General features: G+C 39.1%; 28 protein-coding genes and 2 pseudogenes. 1 reads left to right on the top strand and 29 read right to left on the bottom strand.

The features are described from left to right. A pseudogene (locus CHH53_RS04140) lies at positions 1–323 on the bottom strand (hypothetical protein); the annotation flags it as partial. Between the two features lie 320 nt (positions 324–643). Here CHH53_RS04140 and CHH53_RS17610 point away from each other — a divergent pair. After that, a pseudogene (locus tag CHH53_RS17610) lies at positions 644–802 on the top strand (antA/AntB antirepressor family protein); the annotation flags it as partial. A 206-nt stretch (positions 803–1,008) separates the two neighbouring features. Here CHH53_RS17610 and CHH53_RS04125 read toward each other — a convergent pair. The 28 genes from CHH53_RS04125 to CHH53_RS04000 all read right to left on the bottom strand — a co-directional run. Continuing rightward, positions 1,009–1,884: a DUF3037 domain-containing protein gene (locus CHH53_RS04125; protein WP_095214861.1), complete on the bottom strand. Its 876-nt coding sequence runs from the start codon at positions 1,882–1,884 to the stop codon at positions 1,009–1,011. Continuing rightward, positions 1,851–2,834 carry a HipA family kinase gene (locus CHH53_RS04120; RefSeq protein WP_095214860.1) on the bottom strand — a complete coding sequence of 328 codons (984 nt, stop codon included), beginning with the start codon at positions 2,832–2,834 and terminating at the stop codon, positions 1,851–1,853. Before CHH53_RS04120 ends, CHH53_RS04125 begins: the two co-directional genes overlap by 34 nt. 196 nt (positions 2,835–3,030) lie before the next feature. Beyond that, complete coding sequence (locus CHH53_RS04115; RefSeq protein ID WP_095214859.1) at positions 3,031–4,395, bottom strand: N-acetylmuramoyl-L-alanine amidase; 1,365 nt, start codon at positions 4,393–4,395, stop codon at positions 3,031–3,033. Between the two features lie 283 nt (positions 4,396–4,678). Then, on the bottom strand, positions 4,679–5,191 hold the full coding sequence (locus tag CHH53_RS04110; RefSeq protein ID WP_095214858.1) for a GNAT family N-acetyltransferase: 513 nt from the start codon (positions 5,189–5,191) through the stop codon (positions 4,679–4,681). 13 nt (positions 5,192–5,204) lie between these two features. Next, positions 5,205–5,360, bottom strand: a complete 156-nt coding sequence (locus tag CHH53_RS17275; RefSeq protein ID WP_158221476.1) for a hypothetical protein — start codon at positions 5,358–5,360, stop codon at positions 5,205–5,207. A 160-nt stretch (positions 5,361–5,520) separates the two neighbouring features. Further along, a complete protein-coding gene (locus tag CHH53_RS04105) occupies positions 5,521–5,760 on the bottom strand; it encodes a phage holin (RefSeq protein WP_095214857.1) in 240 nt (79 codons plus the stop codon). Between the two features lie 15 nt (positions 5,761–5,775). Continuing rightward, positions 5,776–6,171: a hypothetical protein gene (locus CHH53_RS04100; protein ID WP_095214856.1), complete on the bottom strand. Its 396-nt coding sequence runs from the start codon at positions 6,169–6,171 to the stop codon at positions 5,776–5,778. A 79-nt stretch (positions 6,172–6,250) separates the two neighbouring features. Then, positions 6,251–6,727 (bottom strand): hypothetical protein, encoded by a 477-nt coding sequence (locus CHH53_RS04095; RefSeq protein WP_095214855.1) that lies wholly within the window; start codon positions 6,725–6,727, stop codon positions 6,251–6,253. A gap of 68 nt (positions 6,728–6,795) precedes the next feature. Then, positions 6,796–7,056, bottom strand: coding sequence for an XkdX family protein (locus tag CHH53_RS04090; protein ID WP_095214854.1), 261 nt, complete (start codon positions 7,054–7,056; stop codon positions 6,796–6,798). Next, positions 7,053–7,511 (bottom strand): hypothetical protein, encoded by a 459-nt coding sequence (locus CHH53_RS04085; RefSeq protein WP_095214853.1) that lies wholly within the window; start codon positions 7,509–7,511, stop codon positions 7,053–7,055. The genes CHH53_RS04090 and CHH53_RS04085 overlap by 4 nt, the downstream gene beginning before the upstream one ends. 12 nt (positions 7,512–7,523) lie before the next feature. Continuing rightward, positions 7,524–9,479, bottom strand: a complete 1,956-nt coding sequence (locus CHH53_RS04080; RefSeq protein ID WP_095214852.1) for a BppU family phage baseplate upper protein — start codon at positions 9,477–9,479, stop codon at positions 7,524–7,526. Next, on the bottom strand, positions 9,480–9,635 hold the full coding sequence (locus tag CHH53_RS17270) for a hypothetical protein (protein WP_158221475.1): 156 nt from the start codon (positions 9,633–9,635) through the stop codon (positions 9,480–9,482). Then, the gene (locus CHH53_RS04075) at positions 9,632–10,675 is read right to left on the bottom strand and encodes a hypothetical protein (protein WP_095214851.1); all 1,044 of its coding nucleotides are present in this window, start codon (positions 10,673–10,675) and stop codon (positions 9,632–9,634) included. Before CHH53_RS04075 ends, CHH53_RS17270 begins: the two co-directional genes overlap by 4 nt. A gap of 5 nt (positions 10,676–10,680) precedes the next feature. Beyond that, positions 10,681–11,763 carry a phage tail protein gene (locus CHH53_RS04070; protein ID WP_095214850.1) on the bottom strand — a complete coding sequence of 361 codons (1,083 nt, stop codon included), beginning with the start codon at positions 11,761–11,763 and terminating at the stop codon, positions 10,681–10,683. Between the two features lie 19 nt (positions 11,764–11,782). Further along, on the bottom strand, positions 11,783–12,604 hold the full coding sequence (locus tag CHH53_RS04065; RefSeq protein ID WP_095214849.1) for a phage tail family protein: 822 nt from the start codon (positions 12,602–12,604) through the stop codon (positions 11,783–11,785). Continuing rightward, complete coding sequence (locus CHH53_RS04060) at positions 12,604–14,874, bottom strand: transglycosylase SLT domain-containing protein (protein WP_095214848.1); 2,271 nt, start codon at positions 14,872–14,874, stop codon at positions 12,604–12,606. The genes CHH53_RS04065 and CHH53_RS04060 overlap by 1 nt, the downstream gene beginning before the upstream one ends. Before the next feature lie 51 nt (positions 14,875–14,925). Further along, positions 14,926–17,229 (bottom strand): phage tail tape measure protein, encoded by a 2,304-nt coding sequence (locus CHH53_RS04055; RefSeq protein WP_095214847.1) that lies wholly within the window; start codon positions 17,227–17,229, stop codon positions 14,926–14,928. Positions 17,230–17,494: 265 nt separating this feature from the next. Continuing rightward, positions 17,495–17,866 (bottom strand): phage tail assembly chaperone G, encoded by a 372-nt coding sequence (gene gpG / locus CHH53_RS17265; protein WP_095214846.1) that lies wholly within the window; start codon positions 17,864–17,866, stop codon positions 17,495–17,497. 76 nt (positions 17,867–17,942) lie between these two features. Further along, complete coding sequence (locus CHH53_RS04045) at positions 17,943–18,512, bottom strand: major tail protein (RefSeq protein WP_095214845.1); 570 nt, start codon at positions 18,510–18,512, stop codon at positions 17,943–17,945. A gap of 15 nt (positions 18,513–18,527) precedes the next feature. After that, a complete protein-coding gene (locus tag CHH53_RS04040; RefSeq protein WP_095214844.1) occupies positions 18,528–18,917 on the bottom strand; it encodes a hypothetical protein in 390 nt (129 codons plus the stop codon). Then, complete coding sequence (locus tag CHH53_RS04035) at positions 18,917–19,288, bottom strand: HK97-gp10 family putative phage morphogenesis protein (protein ID WP_095214843.1); 372 nt, start codon at positions 19,286–19,288, stop codon at positions 18,917–18,919. Before CHH53_RS04035 ends, CHH53_RS04040 begins: the two co-directional genes overlap by 1 nt. Next, positions 19,285–19,632 carry a phage head completion protein gene (locus tag CHH53_RS04030; RefSeq protein WP_095214842.1) on the bottom strand — a complete coding sequence of 116 codons (348 nt, stop codon included), beginning with the start codon at positions 19,630–19,632 and terminating at the stop codon, positions 19,285–19,287. The genes CHH53_RS04035 and CHH53_RS04030 overlap by 4 nt, the downstream gene beginning before the upstream one ends. Further along, on the bottom strand, positions 19,619–19,909 hold the full coding sequence (locus CHH53_RS04025; protein ID WP_095214841.1) for a head-tail connector protein: 291 nt from the start codon (positions 19,907–19,909) through the stop codon (positions 19,619–19,621). Before CHH53_RS04025 ends, CHH53_RS04030 begins: the two co-directional genes overlap by 14 nt. Positions 19,910–19,973: 64 nt before the next feature. After that, positions 19,974–20,267 carry a fibronectin type III domain-containing protein gene (locus CHH53_RS04020; RefSeq protein ID WP_095214840.1) on the bottom strand — a complete coding sequence of 98 codons (294 nt, stop codon included), beginning with the start codon at positions 20,265–20,267 and terminating at the stop codon, positions 19,974–19,976. After that, complete coding sequence (locus CHH53_RS04015; RefSeq protein WP_095214839.1) at positions 20,248–21,444, bottom strand: phage major capsid protein; 1,197 nt, start codon at positions 21,442–21,444, stop codon at positions 20,248–20,250. The genes CHH53_RS04020 and CHH53_RS04015 overlap by 20 nt, the downstream gene beginning before the upstream one ends. Positions 21,445–21,492: 48 nt before the next feature. Next, positions 21,493–22,098 (bottom strand): HK97 family phage prohead protease, encoded by a 606-nt coding sequence (locus CHH53_RS04010; protein WP_095214838.1) that lies wholly within the window; start codon positions 22,096–22,098, stop codon positions 21,493–21,495. Beyond that, the gene (locus CHH53_RS04005) at positions 22,064–23,323 is read right to left on the bottom strand and encodes a phage portal protein (protein ID WP_095214837.1); all 1,260 of its coding nucleotides are present in this window, start codon (positions 23,321–23,323) and stop codon (positions 22,064–22,066) included. Before CHH53_RS04005 ends, CHH53_RS04010 begins: the two co-directional genes overlap by 35 nt. 218 nt (positions 23,324–23,541) lie before the next feature. Next, positions 23,542–24,092 (bottom strand): terminase TerL endonuclease subunit (locus CHH53_RS04000; RefSeq protein WP_233134827.1); only part of this gene is annotated, 551 nt, incomplete at its 5' end.

Genomic DNA, 24,092 nt, shown 5'->3' with positions numbered 1-24,092 from the left:
CCAATAACATGTGGAACATTTTTATAGTTAGTTGATTTTAAAGAAAAACTACTTACTTCAATTACTGGTTTCGGTGGAAATATATTATATTCAGGAGGATCCCATTGACGAACTCCTTTCTCATTATACGACCACATATCTTCATCACCGTATTCTTTTACAAATGCTGTCGTATCACAGCCCGCACAACGAACAATATGCTTGTGTTCATACCACTGAAAATCATCAAGGCCTTCCGATTTCTCCTCATGAGTCAGTAAGATAATATGATTAGTCTCAATTTTACACTTTGAGCAATAAACTTTCTTCTTCAATAAATCCATATCATTACCTCCAGAATATGCTAATTTGATAATACAATAGATTTATACGATATATTAAACAGGATTTAGCGAAAAGAAAAAATGATGTGTATAGGAATAGGTATAATTGTTGCTGGTATAATTATTGGAGCCTTTATGGCTGACGATTTATTAGACTTTCAGTGGTCAATTTTCCTTACATGGTTCCTCGCTTCTTTTGTATCTGGTTTTATCTTTATAGGATTTGTTGAAATTATAAATATTCTACATAAGATCGAAAAATAAGAGAACCTTCTAGGCTCTCTTATTTAGACTCAACTCTCCTCATAAACGATTACAAATACGGGTTTGAAGAGGGGTTAGACTTTTACTCAGTTTTGAGTAAAAGTGATGGTGGCAGGCCTTCCACTGAATATTTCTTGAAAATGGACACTGCAAAAGAAATTGCAATGGTTGAGAATAATGATCAGGGCAGACAAATTAGGAAGTATTTCATAGAATGGCTTTTCGTTATTATTCATCCCAAGACCTCCAAATTACTTGTAACTACTAATTAAGTTAGTTTTACTAATTATACCAACAAAAAGGGGCAGATTTCCTTTTTCTTATATAAATAAACACAAAAAAATCCCCCTCCTCAAATTAATGAGAAGGGGTAGATACATTTTAAAGTAAAAAAGTGGACTTTCAGTTGTATAACTACTTGTTAAGAAATCAATATTTCATCTATGTCGTGAGCTTCATGCTCTATCCTATTGATAATTCTATGAACATCTCTCTCATTATCTAAATTAATAACAGATACCTTTTCTCTTTTATCTTTAAAATACTCAATTAAAGAAGAAGTTTCTTTTTGATTATTATTTTCCATTTTCTTAACCATAAAGTGTATTTCAGCATCTTCACTAAGCTGTTCAAACATAAGCTTTGTTTTCGCAAACCACTCTGTACTTTTGGACGCAGAATCTATAACAGGTAAACCCTGCAAGTAGTTCATAACACCATTTTTAAAACAAAAATCAATATTTATCTTAACCAATTCAGGGCCATCTTTAGGCTTAATTATATAATCCTGTATTACTTTCTTGTTAAGTAGGTGTTTGTCTTCGAGTAATGAGCGCATATATCGTTTCGTACTAATTTGCCTACTAGCATTAATCAAATACTTCTCACCCACATAAGTTTTAAAGACAGTTTCAAAAAACTTTTCTAAATTACCTGTTATTGAAGCTTTAGGCTTTGTAAGAAACAATTTTTCATTTTTAAAGAAGTCATGAATGTCGTCTAAATATCCTTCTTTATAGGGGGATGCTATAGAGATTCCACCAACCCCCCCAAACATGTTTTCCGTACTCTTTTCTATATAATAGGAGAGATTGTCCTTATAAGATTTATACAATTGTATATCTAAGGTTGAAGTAGAAATCGCTTTAATCTTAGGTGCGTTTTCTCCTATTAAGTGGTGTTTTATAATACCAATCTCAGGAGAGTGCATCACTACTCCTACATTTATTACTTCCCCTGTTAGTTCATTGCTCATGTACCTTATTATACTGTACCAGTTGACTGTGTTCTGTTCCAATTCAATACACCTCCACGATAGTTTGTAAAAGCTCCATATCGCGCCATCTCTTGTATTAAATGCCTTACATGTAGTTTTTGTCGTAAAATAAACTGAGAATATATCCCAATTTGATTTCCTTTATCAACGTACCAAGCGTCAGGAATTTCATTAAACCACTCAATTAGCATATCACTATTAATGGATTCTATCCTCGAAACCACTTCCATAAACGAATGATTGTCAATATCAGACAAATCAACACGATTTTCAATCGCTCGGAATACGGTTCCAAGCCCATCCATCCTGCCATTATTATTTTTTAGGATTAGAGCAGCAAAATTATCCCTATAATTAGGGTCATTTACTTCTTTTATTTTTTGTACTTTTGAGCTTGTCCATTTAGGCCCGAAAAATGCATGCCCATGGTCTATTGCAAAAATCTTTCTTTGAGCACTTTCGTTCGATATAAGCAGGTTTCCTTCATTGCCGTAGCGATCAAAATTCCCTACTAATAAATCAAATGCTATTATTTTCGAGATGTCTTCGGCATTAACGATGTTGTCAAAAAATGCATTCCAAGTCTTAGCTAAGTACGGTCTTCCCATTTTCATAGCCATTTGATGATTGTCTAATAAGTTTTCTTCCTTGCCAGTAAGTTCAGATGATGCAAAATGAAGACCCTCAAAGAAACGATGTACAAATGTAATTTCTGGATCAGCATCAATTAGTTTTTGGTCTAAATTTGCAATAGCCGCCTCAGGTACTGGAACTCCTAAATAGCATGCAATTTTGTAACAAATGCCCTCATTTAAGAACATACAGTTCCAATTATCCTGTGCTGTTCGTTGAGTTTTAAGAATATATTTCTCAAAATCATCTCCCACAATAATAGCTGGACGAGACATTCCAGTGCCTAAATAATTTAAAAAGGACTGCACATTAATCTGTTTGATAATAATACCCCCCATTAGTGCAACAATATATCTATATCTGCAAATTATAGTAGAATAAAGGATTTGTATGTAGTGGCTAAATAGTAAACGCAACTTAATAGAATTAAATTCTCTATCATACTACAAATATACTATAAACTAATGAGAAATAGTTATTTTTATAACTTAAATTTAGATTGCCACATCATCTTACTCCCTACGTCTCATGGTTCTAAAACATCTTGTCCCAGGTCTCTTTGCCAACAATACCATCGACACCAAGTCCATGTCGTCTCTGATAAGCCATCACAGCAGATTTAGTAGCTTTTCCGAAGATGCCATCTGTGGCAACACCAACAGCATGTTGGATACGCTGTACATCTTTACCACGAGAGCCAATTTTAATTAGATGTCCAGGGTAGGGAACAATAGCAGAACCTCCACCAGAGGATTTCTTTGCAGTAGTTTTAGGAAAAACATCCTGCTCAAGCACCCAAGACATAATTTCTTTCAATAGATAAGCTTTCTTAGAGCGAGACTGGTTTACATTTTTAATTTGCATTACTGTATACTTTTTACCTTTAACTGAGGAAGGAATCTTTTCACCAGTTTGGTACTTAGAGGCATGATCTTGAAGAGTAACAGTAGAACCAACCTTAATGTTGGCAGTAGAGGAGGATCCTTTAGAGGATGTAGAAGAAGCCTTGGCTTTGCCTTCAACTTTCACATACTCAGCAGAGGCAGTTACATAGTATTTAACACCTTTAGAGTTTTTAACTTCAAACATGTAGGCAGAACCGACTTTCACTCGTTTTACAATTTCCCAGCCCATTCCGTAACCAAATGTACCGGCTTTATATTTAGAGTCAAAGTATGCTTTTGTATAGAAGTTGAGTCCTTCTTTGCCTTTATAGATGGATTCTACACGTTGCCCAGCAGATCCATTAACGTATCCTTTGGCAGGAGTAGAGGAGGATGGAGCTGGGGACTCTTGAGCAGGCTTTGATGTAGGCTTGCTCGCACCTTTACTAGAGCTAGTCCCTAGATAAGCTAGGATTCCTTCGGCTGCGGCAATTCCGGCTGCTTCTAGAACTGCATCATTGCGAAGTTTTTTAATGTCGATGGTTGAGTCCATGTAGCCACCTTCTACAAGAATTGCCGGCATTTCAGATTGGCGCACAATAGCAAAGTTAGCTTTCTTTAAGCCTCGGTCGCGTAAGCCATAAGCTTTAACAATTCTATTTTGGACTTCTCTCGCAAGACGTTCAGCATCAGGCCAGTTGCCAATATAGGTAAATGTTTCGGTTCCTGTATGTGTGCCCCAAATCCCTTTGTTGGCATTGTGGTGGAAAGATATCATTACATCAGCTTTGGCATTGTTAGCTTTATTAGTACGGGAAGTAAGACCAACATCAGTCTTACCGGTGGGGTCATCTGTTCGAATTACTTCAACTCCATTAGCTTTAAGTTTGGAAACGCAAGCTTTCGCTACTTTATTATTGAAGTCCCATTCGTATTCTCCATCTGGAGTACGTTTACCTGGAGTAACACCAAAACCACCATGTCCAGCATCGACAGCAACTTTAAATTTAGTCATTAATGAATCGACTCCTTATTCTTGTAAAATTGGGCATAAAAAAGAGACACAGCCTGAGCCATGTCTCTTAAAAAAATCGATATTTTAAATTTTATCAATTAACATATGATTAATTTTTTTTACGATCATTAATGCGCTTACCCACAATCAACGCTCTTTTTAGCTTTGCTTTTCTTTCATCGAGACTGGGTCTCTTAGAAGGCTCTCTTAATTTCATTGCTTTCACTAGATCATCTCCTTTGTAAATGACTATTGAAAAACAAATCCATTTAGAACATTAAACCTAAAGTTCTCGAAAATCGAAGACCATGGGAACTAAATCGTCTTCTGTTCTTTCTACCTTGTCCCAGACTTCAAATCCACAATCCTCATAAAATTTAATAAGTCTTGGGTCATTAAAAGCTTCAAGAACTATAAAAGTAATTCCAACAGTTTTACGCATTTCGTAAGCTTGGAAGATAATCCATTCTATCATTTCTCGACCTAACCCTTGACTTTGTAGTTCTCTCTTTACACCAATTGAGTACAATTGTAATGCCGGGTAATATCCGGGATATTGACCGTTTGATAAAGGTTCTGTAGAAGTAATAGAAAGTCTATCAGCCAAAAGTATACAAAAACCTACTAAATCGCCCTCTCGATAGAAAAGAGTTGTTACACCCTTACTTTCTCGGTGAAAAACTTCAGTGTATAGGCTATAGATTGTATCGATTTCTTCCTTGCCACACCTTAATCGAGGAAGCCCATCAATGGGATTGAAACTTTTGATAATTAATCCATTTTCAGCAATTTCCATTTATCAATTTTACCTAAGCTCTAGAGTATTTCTTCAATGCTCTTTTAAGGATTTCTTCTCTCTTCTCCTTATTTTCCACTATTGGTAGATTCTGCACGTCAGCATATTCTGGTTTAATACTTAAAGATCTTAAAGGTTTCACGTTCTTAACTTGTGTAGTTAAATTCATAACTATCATCTCCTTAACAAGAGTATAACATCTTAGAAATCTATGGAAAAGAGAAATCTATTAATTTAACCTTAGTTATGTATAGCCTTCCAAGTACTTGGGTAAACTAGTATACCTTTGAAATTATAAGTTTATAGAATCAAAGATATAAATAATACAGTTACTTAGCTTTAGTTAGGCCTTCACGTTGAAGGACTTCTTTCTGTTTCTGTCCTTTAGGAGTAATAAAGTTGTTCTTAAAGAATGTCCAAGCTGAGATTACAGCTGTAAAGATTGTAGCTAGAATCTCTCCCCAAGCATCTTCAGTCCCAGGAATAGGGGTAAGCCCATTTGCCATCAACAGTTGGTTAATAAGAGCTAAGATCAAAACAACAGAACGAATAATAGTGCCTTTGTCCATAAATAATTCCTCCTTTTATCCTAGCTTGAGCCACAGCACAATGGCTGCAACTGCGACGCTTCCTATAATCGTAGTTAGAATCTTTCCGATTCCATTTTTCCAACTCTTTAAGCTTTCTTCTTGATCATCTTCTAAGTCAGAAGTACGTTCATCTAGCTCCCCCATTTCATCCTTGAGGTAGCTCATGTCAGTCTTAATAATAGCCACATCCGTCTGAGTAGAGGACATGATTTCATTTGTCTTCTCAAGTTGGGTCTTCATGTCTTTATTTAATTCAATTTGTAACTCTGTTAACTGAACAACTCTAGTCAAAACTTCATTGCTTGATTCTTGTTTTTCCATGCGTCCTTCTAAAATCTCAATTTGTTGCTCAGCTTTGGCCACACGTTGATATAAGTCATTGTTGGGCATAACTCATTCTCCTACGTAGTCTAATCTGCTTTAAGCAAATAAAAAAAGCACCCCTTTTGGGATGCCAAATTCAAGCTCATTATAGGCTTTCAGTTTGATCTAAGTCATTATATAAATCGTCTTCATACATACGCACTTTCCACTCACCTTTTATTTCATTATTTCCCTTTAGATAACAATCATAGGTCACTGTAATAGGAAAAACATTCATCTCAGTAGGTGAATCTATTATCATAGGCTCTTCCACATTGTTTAGGAGATATAACTTCACATCTCCTAAATCAGTATATCTTTTAGTCGTTGATATACCAGGTGCATTATCTAATCCATTATACTTTTTGGCATGTTCACGCATGAAATACTCCTTAATATATTTTCTAAAGTCTTCTCCTTTGAAATGCTCGCTCTGTACAAATGATCTATACATACCAAATACTCTAGCCTTATCTACTTTGCTTATAAAACTCCAATATAAATTAACATTGTTTCCTTTAACTGCTCTTATAAAGCCATACGCCAAATCTACATGTTCCTCTAGAATCAATTCTTGAGACATTTCTATTCCTCCCTTTCCGCCTTTATTCAACAAACTAGGAGGATGTTCCTGCTTATGCAACAAAAATACTATTTTTCTTCTATGACCGGTTGCGCCTGCCCTGCTGGATCAGACTCTACCGGAACAGTTTCGTCAACAGGTCCCTCTTCAGCTTCGGTTGGTTCCACATATGGTTCATCTGTGATGATTTGATATTCCTCAGACGTAACCATTTGAGCGGATACACCTTCTTGTAAATCCTGCTTCGTACACTCTTGAACACTGTAAGGAATCCTAACCTGCGGAGCTTTTGCCCAATTGTAATATAAAGCTTTTACCCAGAAATTCATGATTGTGTTCCTCCTTCATTCAGAATTTGCTGCAAGCGCATATCTACGACTTGTTCGCCTAAATCTTGAAGAGCCTGTGCTTGAGCCTGCAACTGTTCTTCTTTTGCTATGCCGGCAAGTTCCTCTTCTACAAGCTGAGTACCTAAATCAGAAACTTGTTGTTCAGTACGGATCCGGCGAAGCTTTTCTTCAACTAGGGCTTCACCCAGGAGTTCCGTTTCTGTAGGTTCAGGTATTGATGGTTTCGGCGGCGTTCCGCCCTCTTCCCATTCCTCGGCTTCTGGATTCCATTTAGCCAAAACAAAAAAAGACCCATCTTCTTTGATTGGTCTCTTCCATGTGGCGTTTTCGGGAAGAATGTGATTACCTTCCTCATCCGGTTGAATGAGTACTTGATCATACGTATGCTCCAGAGTCTCTGGATCAATAAAGTATGCCATTTTAGATTCGACCATTGTTATCCCTCCTTATGACGTTATGGTGAAGGACGTATCAATCGGATACCATTTTGTACCGTCCCATACATCATCGGTATTGTAGTCAATATAAACATCACCGTTTGTTTTTATAGACCACCTGGCAAAACGTGCCTTGTACCCGTCTGTACTCGTACTTTGTAAGAAAGTAAGGTCTCTATCAGGTCTGCAATGCCCTGGGAGCGTAAGAGCCAGGAACTTGCGGCTAGTTATGCCCTTGAGTGCTCCTTGAAGGAATACAGTGTCTCCTAAGCGAAGCACTCTTGGAGAAGAAGCCTCCGACCAGATCTGTGACCCTCCTCGGGGAGTAAGCATCTCCCATTTAGCGTCGGCAATTGATCCAGCATACTGTAACCAGTCTCCCCATATGCCACCTACCATTACTCGAAACGATTTAGTTCTGCCACTTAGGGAAATGGCTTCTTGAGTTGCTCCTGTTGTTCCTAAAGAGGGAGTATGTCTTACGATTCCGTTAGCATCAAATGGTCTGCCCGATGCGTTTGATCGGAAGTAATAACTTCCCCCTACCGTAATTGCATTCAAGTTTGTTGCTTCAGAAGTGGAAGTCCCATTAATACCAAGATGCCCAATATCTGTTTTCAATGCTGAAACTTTGTTTTGTGAACCTGATGTAGTCTCCAAATCATCAAAGTTACTCCAGCGATTGGTTATTGAGTTAAAATGCCTCAGTTGAAGCTTGTTTGTATCTTTTGTGTGCAATAATTGAAAATTTCGATGGGGGTCATAATTAAATGTTAAAAGAATACCTACAGCAGTTGGGAAATTAGTCTCCGTATTCAGCATTCGCTTTATAGAGAATCCAGATGGATAATCACTAAGTGGAGCATTTCCATCCATGACACTGACAGACAAATTAGGTAGGGACGCATTTTTGGCGTTCTCCTCTGCATTATCAGCCTTTTGTTGCGCCACTGATTCGGTTGCCATTTTGCTGCCGTTGTGATAAATGCCATCGACTTGTATTTTCGTCTCATTTGCTGTTTCTGTATCGCCTTTAGGACGCAAATAGATATGAGATCCATTCGTACCCGATATTACAGGTGATCCATTGTTTGTAACCCTCAAGCCTCCAACGGTGTTTCCAGAAGAGTCCTGCATAGTTATCTTTGGGCTAGACTTTTTAATAATGATATCCCCTGTAAGAGTGCCCCCAGTTCTTGGAAGGCTTGCGTTTTTCGCATTTGTTTCTGCTTGATTGGCTTTTGCTTGGGCACCTGTTTTGGTCTCCAATTGATTGCTCGCTATCGACTCTTCTATGGAATCCAAATTAGCCTGTGCAGCAACAACTTGATCAGAGACTGTTTTTATGTTGTCTTGAGCAGACGTCACAAGGGAGGTAATGGAGGACTCTGCAGAAGCTTTTGAGGAATTAATGCTGGCTTTTGCTGAAGTGGTAGTATCATTTACTGTCTTTATGGCTGTAGATACAGTATTCTCTATATCTACTTTCGCCTTATCTATAGCTGCATTTGTTTCAGATAGCTTAGCTTCTAGAGAAGCTTTAAACCTTTCAAAGTCTTCGACTACTACTTCTCTAATTACGTCTACAGATTCATCAATCAACGCACGAGTGATTGTAAAAGTAAATTGATGCACAGATACCTGTGTATTATTGCTATACAATAGGTATAATTCTGCTTGTACATTTCCATAATGCTTAATCTCATTGTCGGATAGTACATACTCTATAATCCCTTCTACTGGATCTTTTATAGTTAAGTTCTCGTTGATAAATACACTGTTATCAGCCATCTTCATGGCTAATTTAGGAGTAGTGCCACTCAGTGGTAGGGGGTGTCCATCGCTTCCGAATAGCCTAAATTGAAGTTTAGCTGATCCTTTATCTGAGGTTGAAAAATTTGCTTTTAATGAAAAAGGGGCTTGGTATTGAGTCCCTACTTTAAACTCACCGATAGCTGTTTTCACTCAGTCACCACCCTCTTTTAGTTCTTTTTTAAGTTTTGCTTCCTCATATTGTTCGATGGTAATTAGATTTTTCCCAACCATAGCTTCAACAAATTCTTGAGTCCAATAGTCATTTTCCACATAGTAACGCATAACGTATTCCATCCAGTTAATCATTGAAATACTCGTCCCCCTCCGTATTCTCGGATAGGCTCATCTGCACCAATTACAATTTCACCCTGAACTATGGATCGACCGGAGCTGACGCCACGGAAATTACTTTTACCTGTGTTCGTATTTTCCACGTTAATATGACTACTCCAATTGGCAAACAAGCACTCATATTGGTTTTGGAAATAGTTATTGTCCAGTCGTCCTCTACAGGCTGCAGAATGAACTGCGTATCCTTCAGCAGAACGGACATTTTCGGAAAAGCGACATCGATCTACTAAGAAATAATGCACACGTTCAAAGAAAAGCGTAATAGGCTGGTTCAATCCTCCGGCTGTGTATCTAGCTCCTGAATTGACATGATCATATTGCTGAATACCCGACACACGTACATACCCTGCAATATCTCTAAAAGTTAGAGAACGAACGTAGCACCCAGTGTCTCCTGTAGAGGGATCTGTGCTATCCCATACAGTAGATCGGACTAGAAGAGTTTTGGCAGTGATTCCCTGGAAAGTAACATCTTCTTTGTAGTATCCAGGAACTAAGTACACAATTACATCACCATCAACAATTCTAGGAATTTCGGAAACTGCCTTATTGATAGTTTTGTAAGGTCTTGTCCCACTGCCATCTCCTGTTTCATCGCTTCCTTTATTGCTATCAACAGTCACAATATATCCTGAGTCAGCACTATACAACTTTTTAAGCTGAGCATCTAATTCTGCAGCCATTGTTGCAAATGAAATCATTTGAGTTTGCATGGATTGGATGTCTTCTTTTTGGTAATAATAGTCAGATTTAATACGAGCATTAAGAGTGGGTTGTATTACCCCCCTTGAATCTACTCTGGATCCTACAACTTCATTAGGCGAATCACCCCCAGAATTAATAATGATGTTTTCCATTACCGACTCCAAACGTTTATATTCGTTCATGACATGGGTAAACTGGGCTACAATTGAATCAATATTGTTGTTATAGCTGTTTCTTAGCTTACGGTCATTTAAGGGGTTTTCCCACTTCGTTAAGTTAAGATAATTCAATTACTTCAACCTCTCTGTAGTTTTCTAATTTGTTTTGCTAATTGGATTTGGATGCTGAGGATATCAGACTTTGAATTTGAAAGGGTTATTTCTGGAGGTTTGTTAAGAAAAGGGTATTTTTTGTATCCAACTACCTGAACATCAAGCTCCATATTGTTTAAAGGCTCATAAAGCACTTTGATCCAATCTCCTTTGTTGATGTCCATTAACTTTTTAAGCTTGACCGAACCGGTGATAGTTGGATAGTCCTGCAGTGTTTCTTTTAATTTGCGAAGCATTGCTGTAGCATCAGTAAATCTGTCGTCGCTAACTGGATCAGCAACCCGAACGCCCCAATCTTCTGCAATAGGGGAGGTGTATATGATTGGATCAAAATAGTAACCTCCACCCTGTTCTTCATCTTTTTGCTTGCCATACCCTACAATTTGAGTTTTTAAGGCTGTTGTGTCAGATTGGAATTGTATTTCGTCGGTGTTATGCTTGTAACGAATGGTCTCCTGTATTTTTTCCCCGAACAATTTGGGCTCATAGAAAATAAGATGTTTGCCGTTGAAGTCCAGAATTGCGCCATAGTCTGCTAGCACCTCATTAAGACCTTCAACAATATTGATATTTCCAAAATTCTCTTGATCTACCTTGTCAAAGGTTCCAATGATCTCAAAGGTGTATCCACGCTTACTACCTTTAAGTAGATGTTCAATGCATTCATTAATACTTTTTCGTCCTGATATTGTGTTTTCTTGCCTATCATGTTGTAGCTGATAAAATTCATGGGTAGCTAGAACACTTTTCGTTAGCTGACGTCCAGTGGCTTGCTCATCAAGCTGCGTGACTATGTATCGTTCCGATTTGTAGTAAATGATTGATTCATCTTTAATAAGATCGAATGCAAAAGAATTTCTGTCAGTGCCAGTCACATCGAATGAGATTTGCCAAGAGCTATTCCTTTGCCAATCTTCGGCGAAAGAGGATTTGTCAAAATCTATAAGAATCTCTCTATATATCTCTTTACGATCAGAAACAGCAATCACAATATCTTTTGCTAATACAGGAACGGGCGCTACATACTTGCTTGTTTCTTTATTCATGCTAGTTCACCTCCACGTATTAGTGATATAAGGCATGAAAATCAAAACTAATTTCAATCAAACTGGCACCGCTGATTTCTATTTCATTCCAACCAGGAACCAATGTTATTAACCCATTATTCGTTTCTCTCCCAATGTGCAGATCTTTATACTTTGGATATACACCATCAATCTCCAATAGATCTCCCTTCATTGTGCTGCGATAGCAAATGAACTGATCACCAGTTGTTACATTTGCTATCCTTAAATTATTGCTTGAGCAGTCAATGGAAATATTAAGATAATGTTCTCTCGGATCAACGGTAAAATCTCCAGGGTTGTAAATCTTGAATCGATTAGTTGTGTGCGTGTACTGGACATTATCAGCAATCAGTCCTTGACCTGCTTGCCACAATTCCGAATCAAACGTCATTGGACTCAAAGAAGAATCGGCCGACTCTGAGTAGCCTTTAAATGCTTCAAATTCCAACTCAAAAGTAGCAGTATTTAAGTCCACTCTAGAAGGGTCGCATTCTTTTGGGTGTACAAGCCATCTAAAGCCTGGCATTACAGAGTGTCTTATATAGTAGGCATTTCTGTCATAAATCATTTGCCATACTTCTCTTTGCAACAGATAGTAATCGTTATAATCATTAGATTCTATAAGGAATCGGGCAATGATTGGCCTTGTGTCAAAAGTGGTACCCATATCAATATTCCCATCTGATCCTTCCATCTGAATATACGATGTTTTAGGACGAGGGCTGCCATACTCTACCTCGTATAAATAGCAACCCTCAATTTCTCCAATTTCTTTTTCCGTTCCATCTGGCTTAAGTATCCATAGTTTTTCACGTCCCATTACTTAAATGCACCTCCCATTCCGTTGTTATATAATAGATTTTCTAGTTGTTTGCCTTGCGCGTTATTAATCAAGTTTAAGAGATTGCTTACATTTAAGGCTCCATTTCCACCATTTCCACCGGACATTAACTGCACAAGCTGAATGAGAGCTTGTAGCATTTGGTTAGTCATAGCATTGGATTTACGAGACTCGTTAACCTGTTGTGCGAATAGCTTTTCTAGACCAGAAGTGTCGGAGTTATTATTGACGGTAATGCCTCCTACACCATCAATTCCCATAACTTCATGAACACGATTAAGCAAACGAAGCGCCCGGGATCGTTTAGCCTTATGTAGAGGGATAATAGCTTCTGGCTTGTTGCCTTCTCCCACTTGAGCTAAATGATGCTTAGTAACAATTCCACCGTTCTCGTAACCAACATATTTACGTCCTAGATTTACAGCTTTAACCCCTGGTACGTTACCAATGGTTTTGTATCGCGACTTTATGTATCCAATTGCAGCAAGAATGTTATGAACTGGATTCAAGATATTGCCGTAACCCTTCTTCTTGAAAGCGTTAAAGGTTGGTTCTATCGTCTGCATAAGACCTTTAGAAGGAATACCACGCATAGCATTAATATCCCAATTGTTCTGAGCTTTCGGGTTTCCTCCAGATTCTTTCATAGCGATAAGAGAAAGACCATTTTTCCATGCAGTACCTGAAACACCTGCAATCTCCATTGCTTGAGCTACCCACTTCTTAACGTCTGCAGAAGGGTTTCCTGATGACTTGACATCTCCACCGTCTAGCAATCCTTTAATCCAGTTCTTTGCTCCTTCAGTCGCCTTAGAGCTCATTCCCTCAGCAATACCTTTTGCTGGTTGCAGTACATCGCCTAAGCTTGTGAATTTGCCAATAGCTGATTTGATAAGAGACAATGGATCACTTGCAAAGTCCCATACAGTTGCTGCAGTCTTCTTAACACTGCCCCAAAGCTTTTTAGCCCCACCCCATGCAGATTGGAGGATGCCTGTGCCCTTCGCATAAGCAGGAATGCCAGACAATAAAGAAGCAGTGCTATTGCCGTCAAGGACGCTTGTCCCTTTCGGTAGATTCATAATAGCCTCTCTCTTAGGTGATAGGAATGTATTTCCGTCTGGTGTTTGAATTAGCTCCTGCTTATTAAGACCCTTTCCATCCGAAACAAGTGCAAGACCACCAGGGTGACCATTAGTACCTTTTGCATAAGCCGGGATCTCCCATTCCGGAATACGTAGTTTTTTAGGAGCATGCACTTTGTCGAGGATCCAGTTGATCCCGCCAGTTACTCCATTTACACCTTTCGCCAATCCCTCGAGCAAGAATTTGCTTACGTTCTTCACACCGCCGGCTATATTTTTCGCAGCTTTGCTCAGACCGTCGCCCATTCGCTTAGGAAGGCCCTTAATGGCTTCTACCATATCGTCAAATATGTCTCCCGCTTTCTTCTTCAGATTGCGGAAAATTTCAAGACCTTTATCACGCAAATTTCCAAAACGCTGTACTACACTTGAGTAAGCATTTTTAACTGGATTAATGATGTTATCCTTCACAGATGTCCAAATTTTTCGCGCCGTATCTCGCAAGGAAGTGAAAATAGACGAAGTGTTATTTTTCAAATTTGTAAAGCGAGACTTCACAAAATCAACTGCCGCTCGCACAGAATCCCAAAATATATTTTTGATTCCTGACCAAATTTTCGAGAAAAAGCTACGCAAGGAATTAAAAATTGACTTCCCTGTGTTAAGCATGCTGGTAAAACGATTTTTAAAGAAATTCCAAACTGCAGAAATAGTGGTTGTAAAAATAGATTTTATAGTTGACCATGCCGACTTAAAAAAGCCACCGAAGGATTTAGCGAATACACCAACGCCTTTTATAAGTTTACCGAAGAAAGTCAATTGAACAAAATTCCAGATAAATTGAACTGCTCCTGAAAATGCCTGCTTAACGCCTTCCCACATTTTTGAGAAATCGCCAGTAAATAAGCCAGAGAAAATTTTCACAGCGCCCATAATGATATCTAGAGCTCCGTTTATCACGCCTTTGATGTTGCCCCATACAGATTTTACGATCTGTAATGCAGTCCAAAAGACTCCTTTGAAAATAGCGGAAATAATTGGAAGCAAACCCTTTATTACTGAAAGGAATCCGGCTAGAATTGGCTTAGCTACGGTGGTGAAAATATTAAAAGCTGTAGTGACAGCTGTTTTTATACCACCAAAAATATTGGAAAATGCCTGCATAAGCTGGCTTCCGTTTTCGTCCCAAAACGACTTTAAAGCTCCAAGTTTATCTTAAGCAAATGTGGAGATTGCGCCAAACGCATCCAGCGCTAGTGATTTTGCTGTTTGGAAAGCCGAGGACATTCCGTCAGCAAATGAGGTTATTGTGGGGAGTAATGAAGGGGGTATAAGGTTCTTTATGTTGCCTAATATGTCGCCAGAGAAAAAGTCTTTTACCTTTCCAAAGGCTTTCATTATAGAGGTTCCAATGCCATCTACGAACTCTCTAAATGGCTTTATTTTCTTATAGGCTATTACTACACCTGTGGCAATAGCAGCTATGGCTGCAACAGCAATTCCAATCGGGCCTGTTAAAGCTACAAGTCCAAACTTCAATTTATCAAATATCTTCGTTAAAAATCCTAGCTTCTTTGAAGATTTGTCTGACTTTAAGCCGAATAACTCAAGAACACCAGCAATCTTAGAGATTCCACCTGCAACAAATCCTAATCCTATTGTAAGTGGGGCGATTGCTGCAGCAATGCCTGCAAATCCAAGCGTCACCTTCTGCATTCCTGGAGGCATGCCCGTAAAGAAACCTGTTACATTCTTAATTGCTTCGACTAAAGGAGGGATAGAGTCCTTAACAATATCGCCTAAAGCCTCTCCCAATGGAGCTAAAGCCAATGAGCCCTCACGTTTCAACTCCTGTAACGCAGGCACAAGACCTGTTTTCATCTGTTCTTTAGCTTTATCTGCTGCTCCTCCATACTTACCAAGAGCACCTTCAGAATCAGCCATAGCAAGGATTACATCTTCGCGAAGGTCTTCCCACTGGGTTCCGAAAAGATTTACACCAGCGATATTCCGTTCAACATCACTATCCATGGCTGCCAGTCCTGCCACTGTAGCTTGGAACGCTTTTTCGCCCTCTTCGCCACCAGCTGCAATTTTAGCTCCCATGTCTGTTGCATTCATACCGATAGCTGCAAAACCATCTGCAGTTGTCTGTGATCCGTCTTGAGCACGGATATTAAACTCTTTAACTGCATCTCCAACCTTGTCCAAGTTGAATGCGCCATTTTGAGCACCAGTTATGAAGATGTCAAACATTCTTTCTGCATCGTATCCCATGGATGCAAACTGAGGAGAGTACTCATTGATTGTATCTAGCAATTCATTGGAGAAGTCTCCACCGGATTGGAAGGCCTTCACAATCAAATCCATAGAGGTTTTACCGTCTATGCCAAAGTTCTTCATCATTGTTCCGGCCGACCTTGCTGACTCTTGTATGTCATAGCCCCAAAGATCGCGAATTAGATAGCCTGACTCTGTTACACTTTTCAAATCAGCATCATTTAATTCTCCAAGATGCTGTCTTACAGTTACGATGCCTCTAGAAACGTCTGTGAGGTCGTCGCCCCACCCCTTCTTAAAGACATCTTGTGTGACTTTGGATAATTCCTTAGTTACCTCTCCTGTGGCTCCTAGTGAGGCTTGTATGCGATTCTGTGAGGCTTCCACATTAGAAGCTTGAAGAGTGGCCAATCCACCTACAGCACCTACTCCTGCAGTAATGCCGAGCATACTCTTTCCGGCTGTCTTAGCAACGTCTGCAACGCCACTGATTTCTTCTTTAATCTCAGACATACTGTCAGCGAATTTAGCGCCAGCCTTACTTGCCTTTCCGTAATCTGCTTTTATTCCATCTAACACAACGCCAAGTTGCTTATATTCGCCTTTCAGTTCTGCAATCTTGGTGCTTTGTTCCTTGGCTTCCCTGGAATCCTCACCTTTTATCCGAATGAGGTCTTTCAGTTTTTCCTTTTCCTTATCAATTACAACTCCCAATTGTTGGTGAGATTGTTTAGTAAGGATGTATTCTTTTCGTGCTGCCTGATGCTTCTTGCCTTGCATATCCAGGGTCTTAATTTGAGCAGTCATGCTGCGCTTTAGCTGATCTAACTCAACCTTAGCATCATTTGTACCACGCTTGAAATCGAGCATCTTCAGCTCTGCATCCTGCAATGATTTCTGCATTACAGATTGCTTGGCTACAGCATCATTAACCTGTTTTGCGTAGTTCTGTACTGCCTTGGATCCATCACCGTATGTCTTCCTAGCCTTCTCATATCTATCTCGCAAAACTTTGATTTGCTGTTCGTTGATAGACATTTCCTTGGTGAGACCGTCCACTTTCACTTTCATGGTTTCGTAGCCATCACCAGCTTGGCTGATTACCGATAAACTAGCTCTTGTTTGAGCTTGAGTTGCTTTTAGTTGCCTTCTAATACCATCAAGTGACTTTTCAAATTTTGTATCTGATAATCCCAAATCGATTATCATACTGCCTAACGGCTTACCTTGTTCGGCCATCTATGTCACCAACTTTCTTTTGTGCAAATAAAAAAAGGAAGACCAATAGTCTTCCTGCTTGAACATCAAATGGAGTTGAAGAATGCTTCTAAATCTTGAGGATTTTTAGACTTTTTGGCCTTACTTTTCTTATTTGGCAATTTGGATTCTAATAATCTGAGCATGAAGTCAATATCCATTTCATCAATTTCATTAAGTTTATAGCCAGCTTCTAAAAAGGTGTTATAAAGATCCTGAATACGTTCTTCATACTCTGCCCATGAATTTAAGCCTGTTCCATTTTTTCCAGTTCTTTGATCGCCTGCTTCATTTGAACCTCCATCGCTCTCTTCTGGAGATCCTTCATCTGCTTTGGGTCTTTTCCAAGTATCTGCCAGAAGCAATCAGCTACTGTATCTTCAATATCGGAAGCATCAAGTTGCCAAATGCTATCTTCTGTTACCACGGGATGACCCTCAAACACCTTAGCAATAAGTGCAATCATTTCATCCAAAGTTTCCAATTCATCAATTTCGCCTTTTTCAGCTCGTGTTTTTATGGAAATACCAGTGCGTAGATTAAGACCTCCAACTTTCTCTTGGCGATATGTTTTCTTCTTTCCTGTTTCAGGATCAATAAGTTTAATTGTGCATGGCATATATTTTATTCTCCTTTTACTTTTAAATTAATAAATATGGCTAAGCAGTCATGAGCAACTACTTAGCCAGTCCAAATTACTCTCCTACCGGGACAGGGGAAGAATATCCTTGAAATACAAGTGCATCAAACTCTTCTTTAGTGAAGCCTTCTGCAGCTTCGCGACCTTTTGCATAAACCAATCCATCGGACTTACGGGCAATGAATTTTCCTGTAAGCTCAGTTGGAGTTGGTTCATCGGAATCTGTTGCAGTTGCAAGGCTATCTTCTGGATAGGTAAGCACACCTTTGAGCAATGCAATATGCAAATCTTTTCCATCATTATCTTGTCCAGTTAGTACTACTGATACGAACGGTGGTTTAGTGTCTTTGCCAACCTTCTGGATACCGTTCTCAACAGTAACGCCTAGAGCCTTTTGCACAACTTCTTCTGGCAAGTTCAAAGTGGAAAGTGTAAGTTCTGGTGAACCTGCACCTTTTGCAGCAACGTGAAATGCTTCGTTGTTTGCATAAGTGATTGTTGGCTCCTTACCAAGCCCACTTATACTAGCTTCGATTGCCCCACCTTCTTTCGCAACATCAAGCACTTCAACGATTTTTTCTCCTTCACCATAAATACCAATACGAATGCCGTTAAATCCTAGCATATTATCATTACCTTTCTATTTAAGATTTATTGTTTGTGTAGCTCTATATCGTCTACCGATTCTATAAAAATCCTTCACATCAGGATCCTCAGTTAGTGGCAAGCCACCAATCTGCGCCCAACCACTTTCCTCCATCAATTTATCCAGAACAGTCTTAGCCTTACCTATTTCTAATGGGTCAGGAGACCAAACATCTATTTGAACGGTAAGCATGACTGCCACTGATCTATTATTTGCAAAGCTTGACTGATAGTCTGAAAGCTCATTTATGCGTATAAGTGGAGTTTTCTCAATATCAATCTCACCCTCTGGAATACTTAAAATGTGAATGCTATTTGGGCTTATAAACGATGTGATTCTTTTGTCATTTTCCAAAAGATCCTTTACAACTAACACTGGTAACATTAGAGACCCAATCCTTTCTTTAGTTCTTTTCGGACGATCTCTAAAACCGTGTTTCGCATCTGATCTTCCGTATGCTGCATATGCCCTTGTGGAGGTTGGTAGATTGTCCCCCATTCGAGCCAGTGAGCTCGGTAATGGAGTTTTCCATATCCAACGGATACACGGCCATCCTCTGACATTTTAGAAACTTGGACATCGTCTTTTAGGTGTTTCCCATTCGCTGCAGCGTCGTAAGGAGTGTTTTTCTCCAACTGGTCTGCCACGGCCTGGGCAGCCTTTTGCAAGGCATTTTCTTGGATTTTCGGATACTTAACAGCTAACTTTTTAAGCTTGCTATCAAGCTCTTTATGTCCACTGATTTTTACACTCATCCTGTCACCACCTTGACGATGATGGTCTTATATTCCGGGTCTTGCCTTTCGGGATTGATTTTTACAATCTCGTAGAAATCTCCGTCTAGTTTTACTCTCATCGTCGGGTCAATAGGGTGCTTTTGCTTCTTGCGAATAATAAGCGTTACGGTATCTTCATAGATTGTGCCTATTGTGGCAAGTCTTGTTTGGTGAAATTGATCCATAACAGCACTCATACAGGAGAATATAGGTTTTTCTGATACCTTCTTAACCTTTGATGGCTTACCAAATACATCTTTCTCCGGTGTAATTTCATGAAAAGAGATACGTGTATTCATCAGACCTGGATTAGTGATTGGCATAATACCAACCCCTTAGCTGTTGAATCATGGGAAGCACACCAAATGGAATGTCTTGCAGAGCCTTCTCTGCCGTAGCCGAACGATTACTAAACCAATGACTAACTAGTAAGCACACAGCAAATGAAAACTGTTCTTTCTCTGCAAAATCATCTGCTGTAGCATTACTGTCTATAGCATCAATTACATAAGATTGGCCAACCTTCATTAGCATTTGCAGCCAGTTGTCGTCCTCATCATATTCAATACGGAGATATTGCTTTAACTCTGTTAACTCCATGTGCCAACCTCCTTTGTCCAACACAAAAAGGAAGCCTATAAAGACTCCTTGTGTTGGTTAGATATTAGGCTGTTGCATCAGTGGTTACGCTCAAAGGCTTACTAAGTTCTGATACTTGGCCATCATTAGCGATAGCTTTAACCTGGTACACGTAAGTAGTTTCTGGGGACAGGTTACTGCTTGAGTAGCTTGTACCAACTCGTGTACCCTGGCTTACACCATCTCTATAAATTTCATAGTTTTGGATTCCCCCATCGTACTGCACAGCACTCCAGGAAAGAGATACGCTGGTATCTGATTTAGAGGTAGCTGTTAAGCCTGTAGGTGATTGCGGGGGATTAGGAGGGAGTAGATTCAGTTTGAGGAGCTTCTTGAGCAGGTGCTGCAGGAGTAAGTTGAATTACGCGAACTGCGTCAGCATCTACAACTTGATAATCGTTACGAACAACGATGGAAAGACCAGAAGCGTAGAAGTCGAATTTCTCCCACTGAGCTGTTACTTCATTCTTTTGAGCCAACATTACAGCTTGCTCGAAGTCACCAACAAGAATATTGTATACAGGGGCTTCTTCAGTGCCACCATCAGCAAGGACAGCGTTTGATACAACGATTACCTCTGCACCGAATAGAGATTTACCAGATGCTGCTTTGATGTCTGGCTGTAGCAAATAGCGACCTTCAGCGTCTTTAAGAGTATCAAGATAGTTATAACCATTTTGGTTTACAATGACCTTCTTGTTTAGTGCTGGATCAAGATCAACGTTGAATACCCGTTTTACTCCATCAAGTCCAGCTGTAGGAACTTTAGGGAAAGTCATAAGTTTAGCCATGATGTGTTTGTTGTTAGTGTTTGTGACCATACGCTTCATTTGTTTCTTAGTGTCTTCTACAATATTGATAGCTGTATCTTCGATTGCTTCCTCAGAGATAGCAATCTTACCAGCTCTAGTTTCCACATTGTATTTAACATCTGTGAAAAGCTCAGTTTCGATGTCAGGAATCTCTTTAAGCTCTTCTTTTGTAAGCAAGACACCTACATTACGTTTAGCTACTGGGAATGAGCCAGATGCTTTGCCAACTTTTTTAACCGTTACATATTTAGAAAGGTCATAGTCAGTTTGTTTCAACTCAAATACTGATGTAGAAATGTCTTCTGGAATTACAACACCTAGTTTATCTGTTGTTAGTCCATCACGCGTTTCACCCTGAGAACGGATAAAGTCTTCAAAAGCTTGATGACTTTCATTTGGTGGATTAATTACTACTTTAGTTTGTGTCACGGATCGCTTCTCTCCTTTAGCTTCTTGGCGTTCTTCAACAGGAACCTCTTCTTCAGCATCGATACCTTCCAATGCTGCAAGCTCCTCTTCAAGTTGTTTTAGTTCAGCTTTCTTTGTTTCAATCTCTGCCTTAAGAGCTTTGGCAGCTTCAAGGTCTGTACCTGCAAGTTCTCGTACTTCTGCTACCTGAGTATTAATCTCAGTTGCTTTCTCTGTAATAGTCGAACGTAGTTGATTGATTTTATCCTTTAGCATTAAAATGCCTCCTTAAATTTTCCATAAAAAATACACCCTTTACGGTGCTCATTTGATTTCTAATTCTTCTAAATCAAGCTCAAGCAAAAAGCGCTCACGCTCTTCGTTATAGGCTTTATTTGCTGCATCCATGCTTCTTTTAGCAACAGCTACATCACTCGCATTGTAAGCAGGGAATGTTACAACACTAACATCGAATAAGGATGCAATAGCCTTTACAGTACGTTTAACAATGCCAGACTGCATATCTCGTACAGCTTCATCGCCATTGTCTGCCAAATGGAATCCAAAGCTACACTGTGAAACGTTCCCCAGACGAACATTTTCATAAATATCTCTTGCATACGATGTTTGAGGAAGCTTACATCTAAACCATAATCCTACATCATCAACACGCAATTCAAGTGTTTCAGAGGTTGTACGACCAATAACCATATTGGGATCATGGTTGATTAAGCAACGAACGTCAGATAGGTCAGCATTTTTAAGTGCTTCTGGCGTAATTGTTTCAAGAAAATCTTGACCTGTACTATCTTTCAATGGATTGCTCCACTCTCCAAAGCGCAATGCGTAGCCCTCAATGATCATTTCATCATCATTTACTGCTGCTAATCCTGTGTCAATGTGTAGATACCGAATTTCTTTGTCCTTCATCTTGTCCACCTCCTTCCACAGTAGGTTGATTGTTATTCTGCTTATCCTTTTGAATTTGTCCAAGCATATCTAAAGGAACATAATTCAAAGATACAAGCGTCACATCTCCACCTGGTATAGGAGGTAGTCCATATTCCTTACGAGACTCATTTACAGTGAAGATACCGTTTTGCTGTTTCTTAGCTGTAATATCGATCTTCTTCACCGGATCAACTTCCTTCAACCTATCTGCGTTAAATACTAATCGGGTAGATATATTTTGAGGATAGGAAAGCAGTTTGACATTCATTTCTGCAGAAAAAGCTTTGAAATAATGCGTGAGGGTATTAGTGAGGTAATTAAGATTTGCCGTTTCCATTGAAGTGTTAACCGTTTCAATGCCCATACGGTCAAATGGCACTTGAAATACTTTTGCAATTTGCTTCGTGGAGTAAATACTATTGTTTACTAAATTCAATACTTCTGTATTGATCTCAATAGGTGTGTACTCCATTGTTTCATCCATCACAATTGTAGCCATTGCATTGGAACTACCAGTATTGGCTGCTTCAAACTTCTTACGAATTGACCCTCTAGCCTCATTGTCCAAGTTACTCTGCTTAACACTTAAGATACCGGAACTAAATGCACCACGTTTAAAGAAGGTTGTAAGCAATTTCTTTCCTGCTTGCTGTTGCTGTAACTCTGGCTTTAACGAAAGCAAAGGACTTACACCTGATATCCCATCTGTGCTAAATATTTTTAGGTGTAGGATATCTTCAGACTTGTACTTAATTTCCTTGGAGTCTAGCTTATGTACGTAAACAACTTTACTGTTATTTTCAACAGATACAGTCATTTCACTGACCGGAATAAAGTCGAGTCTGACAGGGTTTCTTTGCTTGTCTCTAATAATTCGTGCATAAGAGTTGCCATTAAGCAATGTATTGGCTATCATAGCAAATTTAAAATGCCAAGCATCTGTAAGCTCATTGGGTTTCACGTTCAGCAAGTAAGACAAGTCGTCATTTTCTTTGGCAATCCCATTCTCCCTCAACTCAATTTCTGAGCTTGCAATATCTTGAGCAATAATGCTCACAGCTGCAAAGATATCACTGTTCTTGATTGCTTTTGCACTTACATAATCAGCGCCATAATCGGTGTTAGCTATGCTGATGATAGCATCGATAATAGGTGCATCATAATCTTCAGGTTCTCTTGGTGTATACGGTTTAAAGAACGCCATTAGTCATGTCACCTCCCTCCTGCAGAACTTCCAGGATTAATTAACAGCGCAATAATAATTAAGAATATGCCTGTCACAATCAATCCAACTAGGGGGATCCACATATAAATAGCTGCATTAATAGCAATTAACCCCAAGAGTAAGAGGATAGAATGCAAGTTAACTAGTAACATCGCGAAGAATGCTGAGATTTTTTCTAATTTAATGGTTGTCACCCCCTAGAAGCTAAAGCTTTCTGATTTATAATATTCGTTATAATCTGTATTGTCTGTCTCCAAGTCGTAAACAGACTCATACGCAAATATGAGTGCTGCTATTGGGTCAATCTTGTTGTTATTCTTTTTCTTGTCGATCATTACACCGTTATTGTCGTACTTAAGATAAGCGTTATTGATTGCATTAGTTAGTAATACATTGCCATTGTGCTTAACCTTCCCGTCAAAGACATCTAATTTAAACTGTCTTGTAGGCATGTTAAGCGACATTGTACCCTGCCTTACTTCAACCATTGGATAACCTATCTTCTCTAATTTGGTTATGATTGCATTGGCATTGGCTGGGTCATAACATATCCCCTCAATCTTTAAATCGTGCTCACGAGCATAATCAACTATCCAATCGACAACATCATCATAATCAATGATTCCTGAATCCAATGTGGTTATCTGACATTCGTTGTTTGCTTCCAATTTTCTATAATCCACACCGTCACGCTTAATCTTAGTATCTAACCCATATTTAGTACCGACAAAAGAAAAGCTATCTACAT

The sequence above is a fragment of the Terribacillus sp. 7520-G genome (assembly GCF_002271665.1).
GTDB lineage: Bacteria > Bacillota > Bacilli > Bacillales > Amphibacillaceae > Terribacillus.
Note: the sequence above shows the minus strand (reverse complement) of the source record. Positions and strands in the feature narration are given on the sequence as shown.

What these genes read in the sequence shown, in the direction of transcription:
- gpG (WP_095214846.1), bottom strand. Translation starts at nt 17,866, where the DNA reads ATGCCATGCACAATTAAACTTATTGATCCTGAAACAGGAAAGAAGAAA.
- CHH53_RS04005 (WP_095214837.1), bottom strand. Translation starts at nt 23,323, where the DNA reads ATGGCGTTCTTTAAACCGTATACACCAAGAGAACCTGAAGATTATGAT.
- CHH53_RS04115 (WP_095214859.1), bottom strand. Translation starts at nt 4,395, where the DNA reads ATGACTAAATTTAAAGTTGCTGTCGATGCTGGACATGGTGGTTTTGGT.
- CHH53_RS04070 (WP_095214850.1), bottom strand. Translation starts at nt 11,763, where the DNA reads ATGAATAAAGAAACAAGCAAGTATGTAGCGCCCGTTCCTGTATTAGCA.
- CHH53_RS04095 (WP_095214855.1), bottom strand. Translation starts at nt 6,727, where the DNA reads ATGTCTCAAGAATTGATTCTAGAGGAACATGTAGATTTGGCGTATGGC.
- CHH53_RS04065 (WP_095214849.1), bottom strand. Translation starts at nt 12,604, where the DNA reads ATGGGACGTGAAAAACTATGGATACTTAAGCCAGATGGAACGGAAAAA.
- CHH53_RS04090 (WP_095214854.1), bottom strand. Translation starts at nt 7,056, where the DNA reads ATGAATTTCTGGGTAAAAGCTTTATATTACAATTGGGCAAAAGCTCCG.
- CHH53_RS04035 (WP_095214843.1), bottom strand. Translation starts at nt 19,288, where the DNA reads ATGAGTGTAAAAATCAGTGGACATAAAGAGCTTGATAGCAAGCTTAAA.
- CHH53_RS04060 (WP_095214848.1), bottom strand. Translation starts at nt 14,874, where the DNA reads ATGCAGGCATTTTCCAATATTTTTGGTGGTATAAAAACAGCTGTCACT.
- CHH53_RS04100 (WP_095214856.1), bottom strand. Translation starts at nt 6,171, where the DNA reads ATGCCCAACAATGACTTATATCAACGTGTGGCCAAAGCTGAGCAACAA.
- CHH53_RS04025 (WP_095214841.1), bottom strand. Translation starts at nt 19,909, where the DNA reads ATGGAGTTAACAGAGTTAAAGCAATATCTCCGTATTGAATATGATGAG.
- CHH53_RS04120 (WP_095214860.1), bottom strand. Translation starts at nt 2,834, where the DNA reads ATGGGGGGTATTATTATCAAACAGATTAATGTGCAGTCCTTTTTAAAT.
- CHH53_RS04045 (WP_095214845.1), bottom strand. Translation starts at nt 18,512, where the DNA reads ATGCTAGGATTTAACGGCATTCGTATTGGTATTTATGGTGAAGGAGAA.
- CHH53_RS04010 (WP_095214838.1), bottom strand. Translation starts at nt 22,098, where the DNA reads ATGAAGGACAAAGAAATTCGGTATCTACACATTGACACAGGATTAGCA.
- CHH53_RS04040 (WP_095214844.1), bottom strand. Translation starts at nt 18,917, where the DNA reads ATGTTACCAGTGTTAGTTGTAAAGGATCTTTTGGAAAATGACAAAAGA.
- CHH53_RS17270 (WP_158221475.1), bottom strand. Translation starts at nt 9,635, where the DNA reads ATGATTAACTGGATGGAATACGTTATGCGTTACTATGTGGAAAATGAC.
- CHH53_RS04055 (WP_095214847.1), bottom strand. Translation starts at nt 17,229, where the DNA reads ATGGCCGAACAAGGTAAGCCGTTAGGCAGTATGATAATCGATTTGGGA.
- CHH53_RS04030 (WP_095214842.1), bottom strand. Translation starts at nt 19,632, where the DNA reads ATGCCAATCACTAATCCAGGTCTGATGAATACACGTATCTCTTTTCAT.
- CHH53_RS04105 (WP_095214857.1), bottom strand. Translation starts at nt 5,760, where the DNA reads ATGGACAAAGGCACTATTATTCGTTCTGTTGTTTTGATCTTAGCTCTT.
- CHH53_RS04085 (WP_095214853.1), bottom strand. Translation starts at nt 7,511, where the DNA reads ATGGTCGAATCTAAAATGGCATACTTTATTGATCCAGAGACTCTGGAG.
- CHH53_RS04110 (WP_095214858.1), bottom strand. Translation starts at nt 5,191, where the DNA reads ATGGAAATTGCTGAAAATGGATTAATTATCAAAAGTTTCAATCCCATT.
- CHH53_RS04015 (WP_095214839.1), bottom strand. Translation starts at nt 21,444, where the DNA reads ATGCTAAAGGATAAAATCAATCAACTACGTTCGACTATTACAGAGAAA.
- CHH53_RS17275 (WP_158221476.1), bottom strand. Translation starts at nt 5,360, where the DNA reads ATGAATTTAACTACACAAGTTAAGAACGTGAAACCTTTAAGATCTTTA.